Below are 14,757 nucleotides of genomic sequence, written 5' to 3'. Positions count from 1 at the left end.
ATGCAAAACAATTCCATTCATGTGATTGGCCTGCAAAAGTCCTACAAGCAGCTGCACGTCCTGAAGGGCGTAGATTTCGAGGTGGAAAAAGGCAGCATCTTCGCCCTTCTGGGCTCCAACGGTGCCGGCAAAACAACTGTTGTCAAAATTCTCACTACGCTGCTTAAAAAAGACAGTGGAACCGCCACTGTAAACGGATTCGATGTTGCAACAAACCCCGATCATGTGCGGCAGGCGATCAGCCTGACCGGCCAATTCGCCGCCGTGGACGAAATTTTAACCGGACGAGAAAATCTGATTATGATTGCCAAACTGCGATATCTCCAAAAACCGCGTCAGATTGCGGAAGATTTGCTGCAACGCTTTGGTCTGACAGATGCTGCGGACCGCAGGGTATCGACGTATTCGGGTGGAATGCGCCGCAGACTCGACATTGCTCTAAGCCTCGTGGGAAAACCACAGATCATTTTTCTCGACGAGCCAACGACCGGACTTGATCCCGAAGCACGCATCGAGGTATGGAAGATCGTAAAAGAGCTGTCGGATGGCGGTACGACCGTATTTCTGACCACACAGTATCTGGAAGAAGCCGAGCAGCTTGCTCATCGAATCAACATTCTCCATGAGGGCAGGATTATCGCCAGCGGCACACTCTCCGATCTCAAAAAACTAATCCCGTCCGCAAAAGTGGAGTATGTCGAAAAGCAGCCTACACTTGAGGATATATTCCTTGCAGTCATCGGCAAAAAGGAGGCCAATTGAATGGAAACGGTAAAAAAACACTTTTTCAGTGATATGAGCGTTATGCTGGGACGTTCCATGCGCCATATTCTCCGCAGTATGGACACCATCATTACGGTTACGATCATGCCGATCGCCTTCATGCTGCTGTTCGTCTATGTATTTGGCGGTGCTATTCAAACCGGGACGGATAACTATGTCAACTATCTTTTGCCCGGTATACTACTCATTGCGATTGCCAGCGGAATTTCGTACACGGCTTACCGCCTGTTTATCGATGTGCAGCGGGGCATATTTGAACGGTTTCACTCCATGCCGATTTCACGCTCCACCTTATTGTGGGGGCATGTCCTGACCTCGCTGGTTTCTAACGCTATTTCCGTTGTCGTCATCATATTGGTAGCACTCGTCATGGGTTTTCGTTCACCGGCCGGAATCCTCTCATGGCTTGGCGTCGCGGGCATTCTCGCTCTGTTTACACTGGCCTTAACCTGGGTCGCAGCGATTGCCGGACTATCCGCAAAATCTGTGGATGGTGCAAGTGCCTTCTCCTACCCCATCATATTCCTTCCTTTTATCAGCTCTGCATTTGTTCCAACTGAATCCATGCCTTCGGTCGTTCGTGTCTTTGCCGAAAATCAACCGGTCACCTCCATTGTCGAAGCGATCCGCGCGCTGCTCTTAGATCAGCCAGTAGGCAATGATATATGGGTCGCTCTGGCGTGGTGTGTCGGGATCTTGCTGGTTGCATATTTCCTCGCCATGAGAGTGTATAACAAGCGGGTATAAAAGAATTCATCATCAATAGTTCTCTCTCTTCTGATTATCTCCATTTCAATCTTCAGTGCTCTAATGTGCGGCAAAAATAACAAATGGCCCAAGTATGCTGCTTATTAAGTAGCTACTTAGGCCTTATTATTGTAAATAGTTCCCCGACTGAGGTGCTGAGGTTCATACCATAATCATTAGAATCCACATACCGGTATGGAAATGTTCTTCCTCCATCCGGGACAGGGATTTGATCCTTTCAAATAAAAAAACTGCTACATTAGCGGCTTGCATGGCTTAAAATATGTTTTGGTTCATCCTCATTTCTGTCTACTCCCTTATGCTTAGAAGCGATGTCTTCGTCCTCAACACTCACGTTCTTGATCACCCACTGCTCTACATGTTGGACAAAGCGCTTTGTCGCTGGTGAAGCATCCTTTATGGAGCGGACAGCCAAACCCAAAAAGCGATAACGGGGTTCCTCCAGTTCCAGGCAACAGACTTGCTGCTCATATCCCTGCATAACCAGCTCAGGCAGAATGCTCACACCCAGTCCATTCTTGACCATGGCGATAATGGCATAGTCGTCCTTAGAGAATAAACGGACATTCAGATGAATGCCGGCCTTCCCCATAATTTGCTGCACATCATAGTCTGTTCCTCCCTGATGCATGATGAAGGGATGATGCTCTGCGAGAGACAACGGGAATTGAGACAAGGTGTCAAAGGGCTCCGTTTGGGGGACAATGCCCATCAGCTTTTCCTTTTTTAGCGGAATGACATCAAAGCCTTCCCGTGAAGGGATAGTAATAAATCCACAATCCACCTTGCCTTCGGCAATCCAGTTCTCGATCTGTTCATAGCTGCCTTCCATCAGTTGAAACTCTACATCGGGATATTCAGCCTGATACGCCTTCATGATGCCAGGCAGCCAGTGAACCGAAACGCTGGTGAAGGTTCCGATGCGGACAGTGCCGGTTTCGATCCCATGAATGGAGGCAACGACTTGCTTTAAATGTCCATTCCAATTCAATATTTCCACGATGGGCTTAAGCAGCTTCTCCCCATTCGGAGTCAATTTCATGCCGGAGCGCCCACGAAGGAACAGCACCACGCCGAGTTCAGCCTCCAGGCTGCTGATGGCATGGCTGACTCCTGATTGTGTTACACCCAGCAGATCGGCTGCCTTGGACAAACTTCCCTGCTCGACCACCTTACTAAAAGCTTCATATTTATGTATGCTCAATTCGTCACACCTTCACTATCCCGAATGTATATTATGATCACTTCGCAGCCAGCGAAAGTCACGTTCCGCTATCACTATCCATGATTTTTTCTCAAGCTTAGTATAACAAACCTTCAATATTCCTGCCGCAAAAATCGGAGTATACTGATGAAGGAAAATCGGCATCGTTCTTGAACACGCTGAAATACCAAATCTACTACACTGTTTAAAGGATGCGTGTCAAGTTGAATACTCAGAAAGCCAATTTGCTTGTTTTGCTCGTTACCTTGGGTTGGGGATTTTCTTACCTGTTTATGAAAATGGGGCTGGGCTCCATGGAAGAATTTAATTTGCTTGCGCTGCGTTTCGGGATTGCATTCCTCGTGACCGGATTTGTTTTTCACAAACGACTGCGGCGTATGGATAAAACGACCATCGGGTATGGAGCGCTGCTCGGTGCCATTTTGCTTGGGGTATGCGTCTCTATTCTATACGGCTTAAAAACTACCACTACCTCAAATGCAGGATTCCTGGTTGGACTTACGGTTATTTTCGTTCCCTTGCTGAGCGTAATGTTTTTTCGGAACAAACTGGAGATTAGCCATTTCATCGGAGCTCTTCTGGCCATAGCAGGGATTGGATTACTGACATTGAACAGCGATTTGCGAATTCATCCCGGCGACATTCTGTGCATTGCCGCAGGAATCGGTAATGCGTTATATATTCTGGTCTCTGGTGCGGCGGTGAAAAAAAACGATTCCATCACCGTGGGTATTCTCTCATTGGGCTTCACGGCTGTGTATGCCATGATTTTCTCTTTCATCTTTGAGTCCCCGATCCTTCCAAGTACGTTTAATGGATGGTTGGCCATACTTGCTCTTAGCCTGGTTTGCAGCGCTTTTTGCTTTATTGCCCAGTCGGTCTCACTGAAGTACATCGCGCCCGTTCAATTGGGATTAATGTACGCACTTGAGCCGATCTTCGCTGCTCTGGTTGCCTTTGTTTTTGTTGGAGAGCGACTGAGCATGCAGGGATATTTCGGAGCCTTGCTGGTAATAGGCGGGATTCTCATCTCCCAGTGGCTCGAACAGCGGAAAAGGATTGCCACGTATACAGCTTCAACTTCATAGAAATCAGCGTTTTAAGGTCGTCGAAATCAGCCCAACTGGGTTGGTCTCACGACCTTTTGTTGTCCCAACAATTAATAAATGAAACCTCCTCTTATTAATCCGTCTTTCTCCTGTGCTATAATAAACCCAAAGATTATTTTGGATAAATTTAGGAGGGTTATATGTTGAGTAGTGTTAGTTTCCCAGGAATAGTCATACTAATCTTATTTATTTCATTAATAATATGGGTTGTTCGCAAACTATTGGCATCCTTACGCCGGTAGATATGCGTTTTTTGTCTCGCAGCGCAACATCGCCTTTAATCCTCAAAACAAAAAGCCGCTACAATAGCGACTTTAAATGCCCACGTATTTCTCTATCCAATCATGTCCGGTGTTGTAGTATACGTCTGTCTTCTTCATTTATAAGTCATTAAGAATGACTGCCGGACAGATCGCTCCGACAGTCATACGCTTAACTCGTAGTATGCTTCTCTTCATATTCGCTTGATAATTCCTTAAGCGATCTGATTTTACCATGAGGATGCTGTTCTTGCTTTCGTGACTTCCAAGCAGCTTCCTGCCTTTTCTTCTGGCGAGCCATAAAAGATCTCCTCCTCAGGAAATTAGAGTGATACTACTTCTCTATAATGTGAATTATCACTTGCTTTCATTCATGCACAGCTTTTATTTGAATAATCTACTATTCAAATATCAATCTGCTCTTATTGAGCAGTGTATCCGCCATCCACGATCAGACTGTTTCCTGTCATATAAGATGAATCATCACTAGCCAGGAACAGAACGGCTTTAGCCATTTCTTCCGCTTGGCCAAGACGTTTCATTGGTGTTGCTGCCGAAAGAGCCTGTTTGCTCTCTTCAGGAATAATCGGTGTGTCGATAAAACCTGGGCAAAGTGCGTTAACGCGAATGTTACTTTCTGCATATTCCAGCGCAAGCGAACGAGTCAAATTCACAACGCCGCCTTTGGCTGCATTGTACGCTGCAGAACCAGGTGAACCCACCCATCCGTACATGGATGCCGTGTTAACGATCGTGCCTCCGCCAATTTTGAGCATTTCGCGAATCGATTCACGTGCAACCAAAAATACGCCGTCCAGGTCTACGTTGACCGTATTGCGCCATTCTGCATAGTCCAGCTCATGCGAAGGATGTACACGTCCGATGCCTGCGTTGTTGAATACAATATCCACTTTACCAAAAGTCTCAACCGTTTGTTTGAAAATATCAGCTACTTCCTGCTCACTCGTGATATTGGCTTTGATAAACAGAGCATCTGCTTTAAGCGCTTTCAGATCCTGCTCGAACGCCTTGCCTTTTTCTTCATTCAGGTCCACCAAGACCACTTTGGCTCCTTCGGAAACGAATAAGCGCGCTGTCGCTGCGCCGATCCCGGATGCTCCTCCTGTGATAACTGCAACTTTATCTTGAAGTTTGCCCATGAATAATTCCTCCAGTATACTATTTTGAATAGCGCCTATATCAATAGTGCTATATGATGTTTACAAAACTAATTGTATGCTTAAAATTGTAACAATCCAATCATTAAGATGCGATCAAGTGTCTACCTAGTAGACACTTCTCTAAATAATGTCTATATTTATAGGAGATTTTTTGAATGAATGATGAACTTATTGTGACATCTCAACATCGTAATCGTACCAAAGAGCACCTTAACCTAGCCCTGATCCAGCTCATTAAGAAAAAAGGCTTCCATGCGGTGTCTGTCAAAGATATCGTTGACCAAGCGGGTTATAATCGCAGCACATTTTACCTACACTACCAGGATAAGTTCGTACTCGCCGAAGAATTGTTGATAGAGAAGCTTGAAGGATTAAGGGGTGCCGTGGGTAGACCCTATTTGCATGGCCAAAAAGTCTTCACGAACAAACTGAATTCGGACTCCTTTCAAATCGTGGATTACATCCATGAAAGCCGAGACTTCTTCGAGCTGATTCAATACGATGACACGTTACCTGGTCTGCATACAGGTTTTCCTCAGACCATACTCAAAATCTATGAGGAGCAATTTACTTTCGAAACCATCAACAACTCCCCTGTTAACATGGAATATTTCAAATACTACACGGCTTACGGTTTTTTTGGTCTATTAAACAATTGGATATTAAGCGGTTTTCGTGAATCACGCGAGGACTTTATCAAGAACGTCATTGAACTTTCCAAAACGCATATCCACTCTTTTCATTATGTGGGGAACAAAGTGGGCCCTGATACTGACTAACTAGCTTAACTTAGAAAACTACAAAAAAAGCCTCTATATAAGCGACTAAATTGGTTAATATGGGTATATTGGATAATATAGTTAACCACTTAAGGAGGCGGAAGTAAATTGGCTATTCGTAGTGCTACCAGTAATAAGACCCCTAATGGCATGAATCATTACATGTATTCCAAACGAAATGCATGGTCTGGGGTTCTATTCGGAATTGGGGCGGTTGCCTTCATAGATGAAACCGTTTTTCATCAATTGCTGCATTGGCACCATTTTTATGATAAATCCACAACAAACATTGGTTTGGTCTCAGATGGACTTTTTCATGCTTTTAGTTGGTTTGCAACCATTGGTGGATTGTTTATGTACGCGGATCTTCGAAGACGGAGTGCTCTTGTCCGCGCTAGATGGTGGGGAGGATTTTTAGTTGGAGCCGGGGGCTTTCAGCTATACGATGGGTTGATCCAACACAAACTGATGAGGATCCATCAGATTCGATATGTGGAAAACGTTATTCTCTACGACATGGTATGGAACATCTTGGCTGCTTGTATGCTTCTGGTCGGGTTCATTCTTGTTTACCGCACCAGAAGCAGTCAAGGAGCAGGAAAGGCATACTCCAATGTACATTAATTCTCACCTTCATCACTACCAAGGTACTGAACAGCAGCATTTAGCGTGGATCGTCGTTCCACAACTGCTTCTAGCCTTACCCTTTGTGATTGCTTTGGGCGTGTATATTATTGCTGCAATTCGTTCCAATCCTGACAAGCCCTGGCCTTTGAATCGGATCGTTTACTGGTGTATTGGCGTTACATCAGCAGTTCTTGCGATAACTGGACCCCTTGCTAGTCTGGCCCACACTAATTTTGCTGCGCATATGCTCAGTCATTTACTATTGGGTATGTTCGCACCATTACTTATGGTCATGGCCGCACCGATGACGCTTCTGCTGAAGACGTTAAGCACCCCGTTAGCAAGACGTCTTACACGCATGCTGAAAAGTTGGCCATCTCGCCTGCTGACTCACCCGATCTTCACAACTTGCCTCAATATAGGAGGACTGTGGCTGCTATATACCACGAACCTTTACTCACTCATGCATGAGCATATCGTTCTTTATCTCTTGATCCATGTCCACATCTTCATCGCAGGCTATCTGTACACGCTATCCTTCCTTTACATCGACCCTGTGTTTCATCGTTTTTCCTTTGTATACCGGTCAATTGTACTGATCATTTCCTTGGCAGGCCATGGCATTTTGTCGAAAATCATTTATGTTCAGCCTCCTAGCGGTGTGTCTCTGGATCAGGCAAAGGTCGGAGGCATGCTCATGTACTATGGCGGAGATATGATTGATTTGGTCTTGATTATTATCTTATGTTCACACTGGTTTAGATCAACTCGACCACGAATGGTATGGCATCCTAACTGACTTTAGATCTGTTTAATCACTTTGGCCGGGACTCCGGCAACAACAGCGTTTTCCGGGACGTCCTTCGTCACCACTGCTCCCGCCGCAACTACAGCGTTGCTTCCAATGGTTACACCAGGTAAGATTGTGGCACTGGATCCGATCCACACATTCTCACCAATCGTAACAGGAGAAGGGTATGTTACATTTCTTGTTTCGAGCGGAAGCCCATGATTGAGAGTAGCTATCGTTACATTCATTCCGATCATGGTTCCATTTCCGATGGTAATCCCGCCCCGATCCTGGAATGAGCAGCCTGTGTTTAGAAACACATTCTGGCCAATGGTAATATTCTTGCCGAAGTCTGTATAGAACGGTGGGAAACAGGTGAACGTTGAATCGATTGGTTGGCCTGTCAGTCTGCTGAAAATCTCAACAATTTCTTCTTTGGTGTGAAAGGACGTATTCAGTTCCATCGTTATTTTTTGAGCATCATAGCTGCACTGTACTAAAAGCCCATGTAATTCTTTATCTTCACCAGAGATAGGATTCCCTTTTTTACAAAAGTCGATAAAATCGTATATATCCATGATATAACCTCACTTTGGTTGAATTGATCCTTATCTTTGATCTTCTTGCCCAGGCATCATTCAATGCATCTATCTCATTTGTGCTGAGCTGCACACGATTTTGCCGCATTTCCATATTAATGCTTATAGTTAACTCTAGGGCAAGCAAATATGAAAAGATAATCGAACATCTCTTCTGTCCAAAGTGATCTCCCGGGAAATGCCTTGCCATTAAAAACCAAAAAGCCGCTTATCGCGGCTTTTTGGAATTCGTGTAAACACTCTTAAACACTCTTCCTCTGATCCGAACGCTGGTTGAATGTTATTTAATATCCTTACCTGTCCATAATCTGACACGATCTTTAATCCACTCCGTATATTGCTGTTCCATCTCGACTGCTCCTGCCTGATCGATCTCGGCAATCATACCGTCGTAGATCGCATCAAAGGAAGCCGGGGTAGCCGTGATGGCCTCGGCGATGCGTTTCTGGATGATATCCTGCGTTTTCTGCGAAATCACGTTGTAATCGCCGCTATCCGAAGGTATAGGCATGTTATACGCTGCTCCCCATTCTTTGACCGGGAACTCTTCTTCCGAAGGGAATAGATCCTTCCACGTACTGATTCCGTAACCCGCAAGAGCTTCCTTCTCTGCATCCGAATAACTTTGCTGTATTTGTTCAGGATAATTGGTTGTAAAATAATTACCAGTCGAATCCTTAACTCCATCGCCGTAGTGCGCTCCGAAAATATAGTACAGACCCACTCCGGACTCCTTGGTAAACGTGTTGTTGTCTTTGTTTTTCTTTTCCTGAATCTCTGCAGGTATGGAGCGAACTCCATCTTCCAGGACATAATGCTCTCCCTCAACTCCCCAGTTTCTTAGAATCTGGCCTTCTTCGGAAGACATCCAGTCCAAGAATTTAATCGCCCGAACAGGGTCGGGACAGTCCACCGTTATGCCGATTCCATACCCATCAAAACCAATGTTCTGGAAGTCCTTACGCTGGAAGCTCTCATCAAGCGTTACAGGATAGTATCCGTACGTCATGTCATCCTTCCCTACACTTTTGAGTGCATTTTCTGCATCACTGTAACCCCAGTTCGGGTCAAGCAGGGACAGCACTCGTCCACTGGCGATTTTGGACTTATATTGATCGTCTTTTTGAACAAAACTATCTTTGTCCAAAAGTCCTTCATTGAACATTTTGTTCAGCCAACGGAAATATTCTTTTTCTACCGGACGCTTGTAATGGAGTTTGGCTTCGTAAGTTTCAGGATCGATGAAATACTCCCCGTCTCCCGGCCCCCCGGTGGCCATGGCGGCTGGATCTGTTACGGTAATCATCCGGCGCCATCCGTCTGCGCTAAGTGTCAGCGGAATGGTCGGCTGGCCGTCTTCTGTGGTTGGATGCTTTTCATAATACTCTCTTAGCACATTTTCGAAGTCATCCAACGTTTTGATTTCCGGATACCCCAGCTCTTTGACTACACGATGCTGAATGGCAGCGCCGTTATTTGCATCAAAGCTGATCTGATCAATGGCTCCATTCGTAGGTATCCAGTAAATGGAGGGATCTTCATTACTATATTTCAATCGATTGAAATGCTCCCCATAAATTTTCTTCAGGTTCGGTGCATGCTCTTCAATTAAGTCCGTCAAGTCCAGCATGGCACCCGCATCTACCAATCTCGTTAAATTCCCTTTCGGAAAGATCAAATCCGGATAATCGCCGCTTGCAGCCATGAGGGAGATCCGGTCATTGCCTCCTCCGCTTGATATATCATATTCTGCATCAATAGTTACACCTGTTTCTTCAGTAATCTTTTTGCCTACAGCATCCTGCATCTTGTTCCAGTTAGGACTCGCATCTGCCCCGAAAAAAGTAAACGTAATCGGGCTATCCGAGTCGCCACCCTCCGAATTGGCATTGTTTGCTGTGCTGCTGCTGCATCCGGCCGAAATAAGTAAGGTGCTTGTTAAAAGACATGTTCCTATTGCTTTGGATAGTGTGCGCATGTTTTTTTGCCCCCTGTATCTGAATTAACTTGTTTCCAACTCACTATGCCTTTTATTGATATCGCTTTCAAGAATACGTTTTCGACTTTTCCGGTTGAATCTCTTTAATCTCTCGCCTCACTCCCCGTTTTTTCTATATAGTAGTATGTGTGCCTTCATTCAAACCTTGATTATTCAGTCAGAAATGTAGCATGATATAGACAAATCTCGATTATGTGGTGGTGATTTCTTGAAGAATGTTCGTCTAAAATGGTTTACGAGAGACGAGGAATTTCCATTTTTCATTCAATACGGGGAGCATGCAGAAGACTTTTCCCTTCATAAACATACGGACTTCTCTGAACTCGTCATTGTGCTTAACGGCCATGCAACACATATCGTTAATGATGAAATTTCATTTATTAAAAAGGGGCATGTGTTCGTCATTAACGGGGAAAACACGCATGCCTATAAAGACCCTTGTAGCTTTGAGATATGCAATATCATGTATAAGCCGGAAATGATGATTCAACTTGGTTCCGATTTGCGTTCGTTTGAAGGTTATCATGCGATGTTTGTTTTGGAACCGCTTTATCATAACAAGAAATCAATTAACAAACATATGTATCTGTCGTTAAACAATATGGAATTTATCGAAGAGTTTATCGCAGACATGATTGACGAATATCACGGGAAACGGCCGGGTTACAAAACTTTACTGACTTCCAAGTTCACTGAACTCGTAGTTTACTTATCCAGGCACCATGAGTCCAGCGGAAAAACTTCCGAAGGCCAAGTCATGCATTTGGCAGCAGCAGTATCCTATATTGAAGATCATTACCTGGATCACCTCACATTGGAGGATATCGCGCTATATGCCAACATTTCCGTAAGGCATCTGAACCGGATTTTCAAATCCTTTTATCAAACGTCTCCCATTGCCTATCTTCAACGATTGCGCATGGAGCGTGCTTGTCAGCTCTTAAGGTTAACAAGTCTGCCCATTACGCAAGTTTCATACCAGTCCGGGTTTAATGACAGCAACTACTTTACAAGATTATTTACAAAGACGTACGGGATGTCTCCAAAGCTTTTCAGACAAAAGGAAATGGTCATGGCCGAATCCATCTCTGAATAAAGCAAGCTTCGCTTGGATTTCCATTCGTAGAAAGTTTGTTTTCATTTATGATCTGTCATAACACCCCAATAAATAAAATAAAAAATCCCGCCCTGGCGTACTCGTCCAGAACGGGATATAAGATCATTTAGTTGTTTGCATTTTCCTTGGTCACCAGCTTCAATTCTGCCGGGATGGACTTCTCCACCTGTTTGCCGTCCATGACATCCAGAGCAGCTTGTACAGCCAGTTGGCCAATCAGTACGGGCTGCTGAGCAACCGTTGCCGTCAGTTTTCCGTCCTGAATGGATTTGATTGCATCATCATTACCGTCAAATCCGATGACTGGAATGTCTTTGCCCGAGCTTTGAATCGCTTCAATCGCACCAAGTGCCATCTCGTCGTTATGGGCAAATACAGCCTGCACATCCGGATTTCCTTGCAGCAGGTTTTCCATCACATTCAAACCTTTGGAACGATCGAAATCCGCAGATTGTTTGGCAACCACGTCAAGCTTCTGGTCAGCCACCTCGTGGAACCCTTTACCCCGCTCACGTGTAGCGGAAGCCCCTGGCACGCCTTCAAGTTCAATGACTTTGGCACCTTCACCTAGCTGTTCAACGAAATATTCTGCTGCCATCTGTCCGCCTTTGACATTATCGGATGCAACCAGAGCTGCTACCTCACCTTTGTCTGCGGAGCGATCCAGTGTAATTACGGGAATGCCTACGCTGTTGGCCGATTGAACTGCCGTAGAGATGGCCGCAGAGTCAGCAGGGTTAATCAGGAGTGCATCGACACCCTGTTGAATCAGATCATCCACATCATTGGTCTGTTTCGCCGAGTCATTTTGCGCATCGACCACGATAACCTGAATGCCTTGTTTCTGAGCTTCGGCAACGACTCCGTCCTTCAATGAAACGAAGAAAGGATTGTTTAGTGTCGATATCGAAAGGCCAATTTTTTTCTGTCCTTTATTTCCTGCAGCGTCCGGCTTCGCCCATTCAGGCGGCTCCAGAGAGCACCCGGCCAGAACGATGATCATGATCATGCTTACAAGTGTTAATGTCCATTTTTTCATAATTGTTTCTCCCCTTAAGCCGTTTTCTTGCGGTCCAACAGGACAGCAATCGCAATGACGACACCTTTTACAACCATTTGATAAAAGGAGTTCACGCCGAGTAGGTTCAAACCATTGTTCAGCACGCCGATAATCAGAACACCAATTAATGTACCCACGATCCGTCCACGTCCACCCGTCAGGCTTGTTCCGCCCAGGACAACGGCTGCGATCGCATCCAGCTCATAAGAAGTACCCGCTGTAGGCTGTGCGGAATTCAGACGTGATGTCAGAATGGCACCTGCCAGCGCTGCAAGCATACCCGCAAGGGAATAGATCATAATTTTGACCCGTGTCACTTTGATACCCGAGATGATGGATGCTTTCTCATTACCGCCAATAGCATACGTTTTGCGGCCAAAAGCCGTTTTATGCAGGATCGTCCACAGAATCACAAATGTAATCAACATCGTTATAGCAGGTACCGGAATACCAAGCAGATAACCGCGTCCAAAGAGTTGGAACAGCAGACTGTCCCCGAGTCCCGTAATCGGGTTACCATTCGTATATACAAGTGTTAAGCCTCTGAATATGGTCATCGTCGCCAATGTTGCGATAAATGGAGCCATTTTACCCTTGGTTATCATGAGTCCATTCACCATACCCATGACACCGCCAAGCGCCACCCCGATGATGATGGATAAAATCGGATCCAAGCCAGATAGCATCATGTTCGCGACAAAGGCGCTTGATAAAGCCAGTATGGAGCCAACCGACAAGTCGATCCCTCCCGTCAGAATGACAAAGGTCATACCGAAGGCAATCAAGGCATTAATCGATACCTGGCGCAGCAGATTCAAGATATTAAGCGGTTCCAAAAAGCTTGGATTCAGTACGGATACAATAATAATAAGAATAATTAAACCGAGCAGTGGTCCTAATTTCTGTGTCACGTTGGATAAGCGGAATCCGCTTCCGGTTGTTTTGTTGTTCTGCATGGTTGTCATTTCACTGTCCCCCTGTGGCCAATGTCATAATGTTTTCCTGTGTTGCTTCTTCCCTGGTTAGCTCTCCGCTGATCCGCCCTTCATGCACGACCACAATTCGGTCACTCATCCCGAGTACTTCGGGAAGCTCCGAAGATACCATGATGATGGCGACACCGCGTTCTGTCAGTTCATTCATCAATTGATAGATTTCACGTTTCGCTCCGACATCCACGCCTCTCGTCGGTTCATCCAGTATGAGCACGCTGGGTCCGATACCCACCCATTTGGCGATAACGACCTTTTGCTGATTGCCCCCCGACAGATTACGCGCAGCAGTCTCCGATGATTGCGTCTTGATCTGCAGACGCTTGATCAGGGTATCGACGAAATCCTGTTCTTTGGCAGTGGAAATGAACCCTTTACTGGAGAAGCTGAACAGATTCGGCAGCGCCATGTTCTCCCGAATGGAGAAGTCCAGTACGAGGCCTTCATCCTTACGGTCTTCTGTAATGAAACCGATGCCGTGTCTCACTGCATCCGAAGGTTTACGGATGTTCGCTTTTTTGCCACGGATCCATACTTCGCCACTGTTCATGGTGTCCAATCCAAAAATGGCTCTCATGATCTCTGTCCGTCCCGAACCCATAAGTCCCGAGAACCCGACAATCTCACCTGCTCTTACGTTGAAGCTGACATTCTGGAACAAGCCCTTAATGCTAGCGTCCCGTACTTCCAGAACCACTTCGCCATAGGAAGGATTCCGGGCTGGATACCGCTCGGTTAGTTCCCGACCAACCATTTTTCTTACCACTTCATCAAAGCTTGTCTGCGGAATCGGCTTGGTATCCACCGTTCTGCCATCACGCATCACCGTAATCCGGTCGCAGATGGTGAAGATCTCCTCCATACGGTGAGAAATATAGACAATGGATACTCCGTTTTTCTTCAGTGCAGTAATTACGCCAAATAACTTCTGAATCTCGCGTTCCGTCAGCGCTGCGGTTGGCTCATCCATGATAATGACCTTCGCGTCGGTCATCAGTGCTTTGGCAATTTCAATCATCTGCTGCTGTCCAACGGAGCACTCTCCTGCCGGCCGTTCAAGCGGGATCTGTACCGACAGCTTGGCGAATTGCTCTGAAGCGAGCGCTTTCATTTGTTTCGTATTGAGCAGTCCTAAGGAAGATGTCATTTCCTTGCCGATGAACAGATTATCGAGGACCGTCATTTCAGGCCAAACGTTCAGCTCCTGATGAATAAATGCGATGCCTAGTTTCTCTGCTTCCTTTGGACTTCCAAAATAGGTTTCCTTCTCATCAATGGAGATCGTTCCCTGATCACGCTGATGGAGTCCGATCAAAATGTTCATCAGCGTGGATTTGCCGGCTCCGTTCTCACCCATCAGGGCATGAACCTCACCTTCCCTCAGTTCGAAATCCACTCCGCTAAGCACCTGATTGGTGCCAAATGCTTTATGAATGTTGTGCATCTGAATATGCATCATGCAACCTCC

Annotated in this window: 15 protein-coding genes; 7 read left to right on the top strand and 8 right to left on the bottom strand. The window is 45.8% G+C overall.

What is annotated here, in order from left to right; genetic code table 11:
• Positions 1-762 (top strand): ABC transporter ATP-binding protein, encoded by a 762-nt coding sequence (locus tag ABGV42_RS03200; RefSeq protein WP_347380344.1) that lies wholly within the window; start codon positions 1-3, stop codon positions 760-762.
• The gene (locus tag ABGV42_RS03195) at positions 763-1,530 is read left to right on the top strand and encodes an ABC transporter permease (RefSeq protein WP_347380343.1); all 768 of its coding nucleotides are present in this window, start codon (positions 763-765) and stop codon (positions 1,528-1,530) included.
• Between the two features lie 259 nt (positions 1,531-1,789).
• Here ABGV42_RS03195 and ABGV42_RS03190 read toward each other — a convergent pair whose 3' ends face one another.
• Positions 1,790-2,755: a LysR family transcriptional regulator gene (locus ABGV42_RS03190; protein ID WP_347380342.1), complete on the bottom strand. Its 966-nt coding sequence runs from the start codon at positions 2,753-2,755 to the stop codon at positions 1,790-1,792.
• A 224-nt stretch (positions 2,756-2,979) separates the two neighbouring features.
• Here ABGV42_RS03190 and ABGV42_RS03185 point away from each other — a divergent pair, with 224 nt between their 5' ends.
• Positions 2,980-3,864 carry a DMT family transporter gene (locus ABGV42_RS03185; RefSeq protein WP_347380341.1) on the top strand — a complete coding sequence of 295 codons (885 nt, stop codon included), beginning with the start codon at positions 2,980-2,982 and terminating at the stop codon, positions 3,862-3,864.
• 453 nt (positions 3,865-4,317) lie between these two features.
• On the opposite strand, the gene ABGV42_RS03180 is transcribed toward ABGV42_RS03185, so the two are convergent.
• Entirely contained in the window at positions 4,318-4,446 is a 129-nt protein-coding gene (locus tag ABGV42_RS03180) for a DUF6254 family protein (RefSeq protein WP_220039431.1), read from the bottom strand.
• Between the two features lie 121 nt (positions 4,447-4,567).
• Positions 4,568-5,305 (bottom strand): SDR family NAD(P)-dependent oxidoreductase, encoded by a 738-nt coding sequence (locus ABGV42_RS03175; protein ID WP_347380340.1) that lies wholly within the window; start codon positions 5,303-5,305, stop codon positions 4,568-4,570.
• 176 nt (positions 5,306-5,481) lie between these two features.
• Between ABGV42_RS03175 and ABGV42_RS03170 the strand changes: the two genes are divergently transcribed.
• The 3 genes from ABGV42_RS03170 to ABGV42_RS03160 all read left to right on the top strand — a co-directional run bounded on the left by ABGV42_RS03170 (position 5,482) and on the right by ABGV42_RS03160 (position 7,531).
• Positions 5,482-6,105: a TetR/AcrR family transcriptional regulator gene (locus ABGV42_RS03170; protein WP_347380339.1), complete on the top strand. Its 624-nt coding sequence runs from the start codon at positions 5,482-5,484 to the stop codon at positions 6,103-6,105.
• A 150-nt stretch (positions 6,106-6,255) separates the two neighbouring features.
• Entirely contained in the window at positions 6,256-6,729 is a 474-nt protein-coding gene (locus ABGV42_RS03165; RefSeq protein ID WP_347383126.1) for a DUF2243 domain-containing protein, read from the top strand.
• The gene (locus tag ABGV42_RS03160) at positions 6,719-7,531 is read left to right on the top strand and encodes a cytochrome c oxidase assembly protein (RefSeq protein ID WP_347380338.1); all 813 of its coding nucleotides are present in this window, start codon (positions 6,719-6,721) and stop codon (positions 7,529-7,531) included. The genes ABGV42_RS03165 and ABGV42_RS03160 overlap by 11 nt, the downstream gene beginning before the upstream one ends.
• 2 nt (positions 7,532-7,533) lie before the next feature.
• Here ABGV42_RS03160 and ABGV42_RS03155 read toward each other — a convergent pair whose 3' ends face one another.
• Both ABGV42_RS03155 and ABGV42_RS03150 read right to left on the bottom strand, forming a co-directional pair.
• Positions 7,534-8,100: a DapH/DapD/GlmU-related protein gene (locus tag ABGV42_RS03155; RefSeq protein ID WP_347380337.1), complete on the bottom strand. Its 567-nt coding sequence runs from the start codon at positions 8,098-8,100 to the stop codon at positions 7,534-7,536.
• Between the two features lie 301 nt (positions 8,101-8,401).
• Positions 8,402-10,099, bottom strand: coding sequence for an ABC transporter substrate-binding protein (locus ABGV42_RS03150; RefSeq protein ID WP_347380336.1), 1,698 nt, complete (start codon positions 10,097-10,099; stop codon positions 8,402-8,404).
• Positions 10,100-10,328: 229 nt separating this feature from the next.
• Here ABGV42_RS03150 and ABGV42_RS03145 point away from each other — a divergent pair, with 229 nt between their 5' ends.
• The gene (locus ABGV42_RS03145; protein WP_347380335.1) at positions 10,329-11,216 is read left to right on the top strand and encodes an AraC family transcriptional regulator; all 888 of its coding nucleotides are present in this window, start codon (positions 10,329-10,331) and stop codon (positions 11,214-11,216) included.
• A 127-nt stretch (positions 11,217-11,343) separates the two neighbouring features.
• Here ABGV42_RS03145 and rbsB read toward each other — a convergent pair whose 3' ends face one another.
• The 3 genes from rbsB to ABGV42_RS03130 are packed head-to-tail and all read right to left on the bottom strand — an operon-like array spanning position 11,344 to position 14,745.
• Positions 11,344-12,276 (bottom strand): ribose ABC transporter substrate-binding protein RbsB, encoded by a 933-nt coding sequence (rbsB, locus tag ABGV42_RS03140; protein ID WP_347380334.1) that lies wholly within the window; start codon positions 12,274-12,276, stop codon positions 11,344-11,346.
• A 14-nt stretch (positions 12,277-12,290) separates the two neighbouring features.
• Positions 12,291-13,253 (bottom strand): ribose ABC transporter permease RbsC, encoded by a 963-nt coding sequence (gene rbsC, locus ABGV42_RS03135; protein WP_431523632.1) that lies wholly within the window; start codon positions 13,251-13,253, stop codon positions 12,291-12,293.
• 10 nt (positions 13,254-13,263) lie between these two features.
• Positions 13,264-14,745, bottom strand: coding sequence for a sugar ABC transporter ATP-binding protein (locus tag ABGV42_RS03130; protein WP_347383125.1), 1,482 nt, complete (start codon positions 14,743-14,745; stop codon positions 13,264-13,266).
• Positions 14,746-14,757: the final 12 nt, after the last annotated feature.

This window comes from Paenibacillus pabuli (assembly GCF_039831995.1).
In the GTDB taxonomy this organism is placed as follows: domain Bacteria; phylum Bacillota; class Bacilli; order Paenibacillales; family Paenibacillaceae; genus Paenibacillus; species Paenibacillus pabuli_C.
This window is presented reverse-complemented; position numbering and strand designations above follow the sequence as displayed.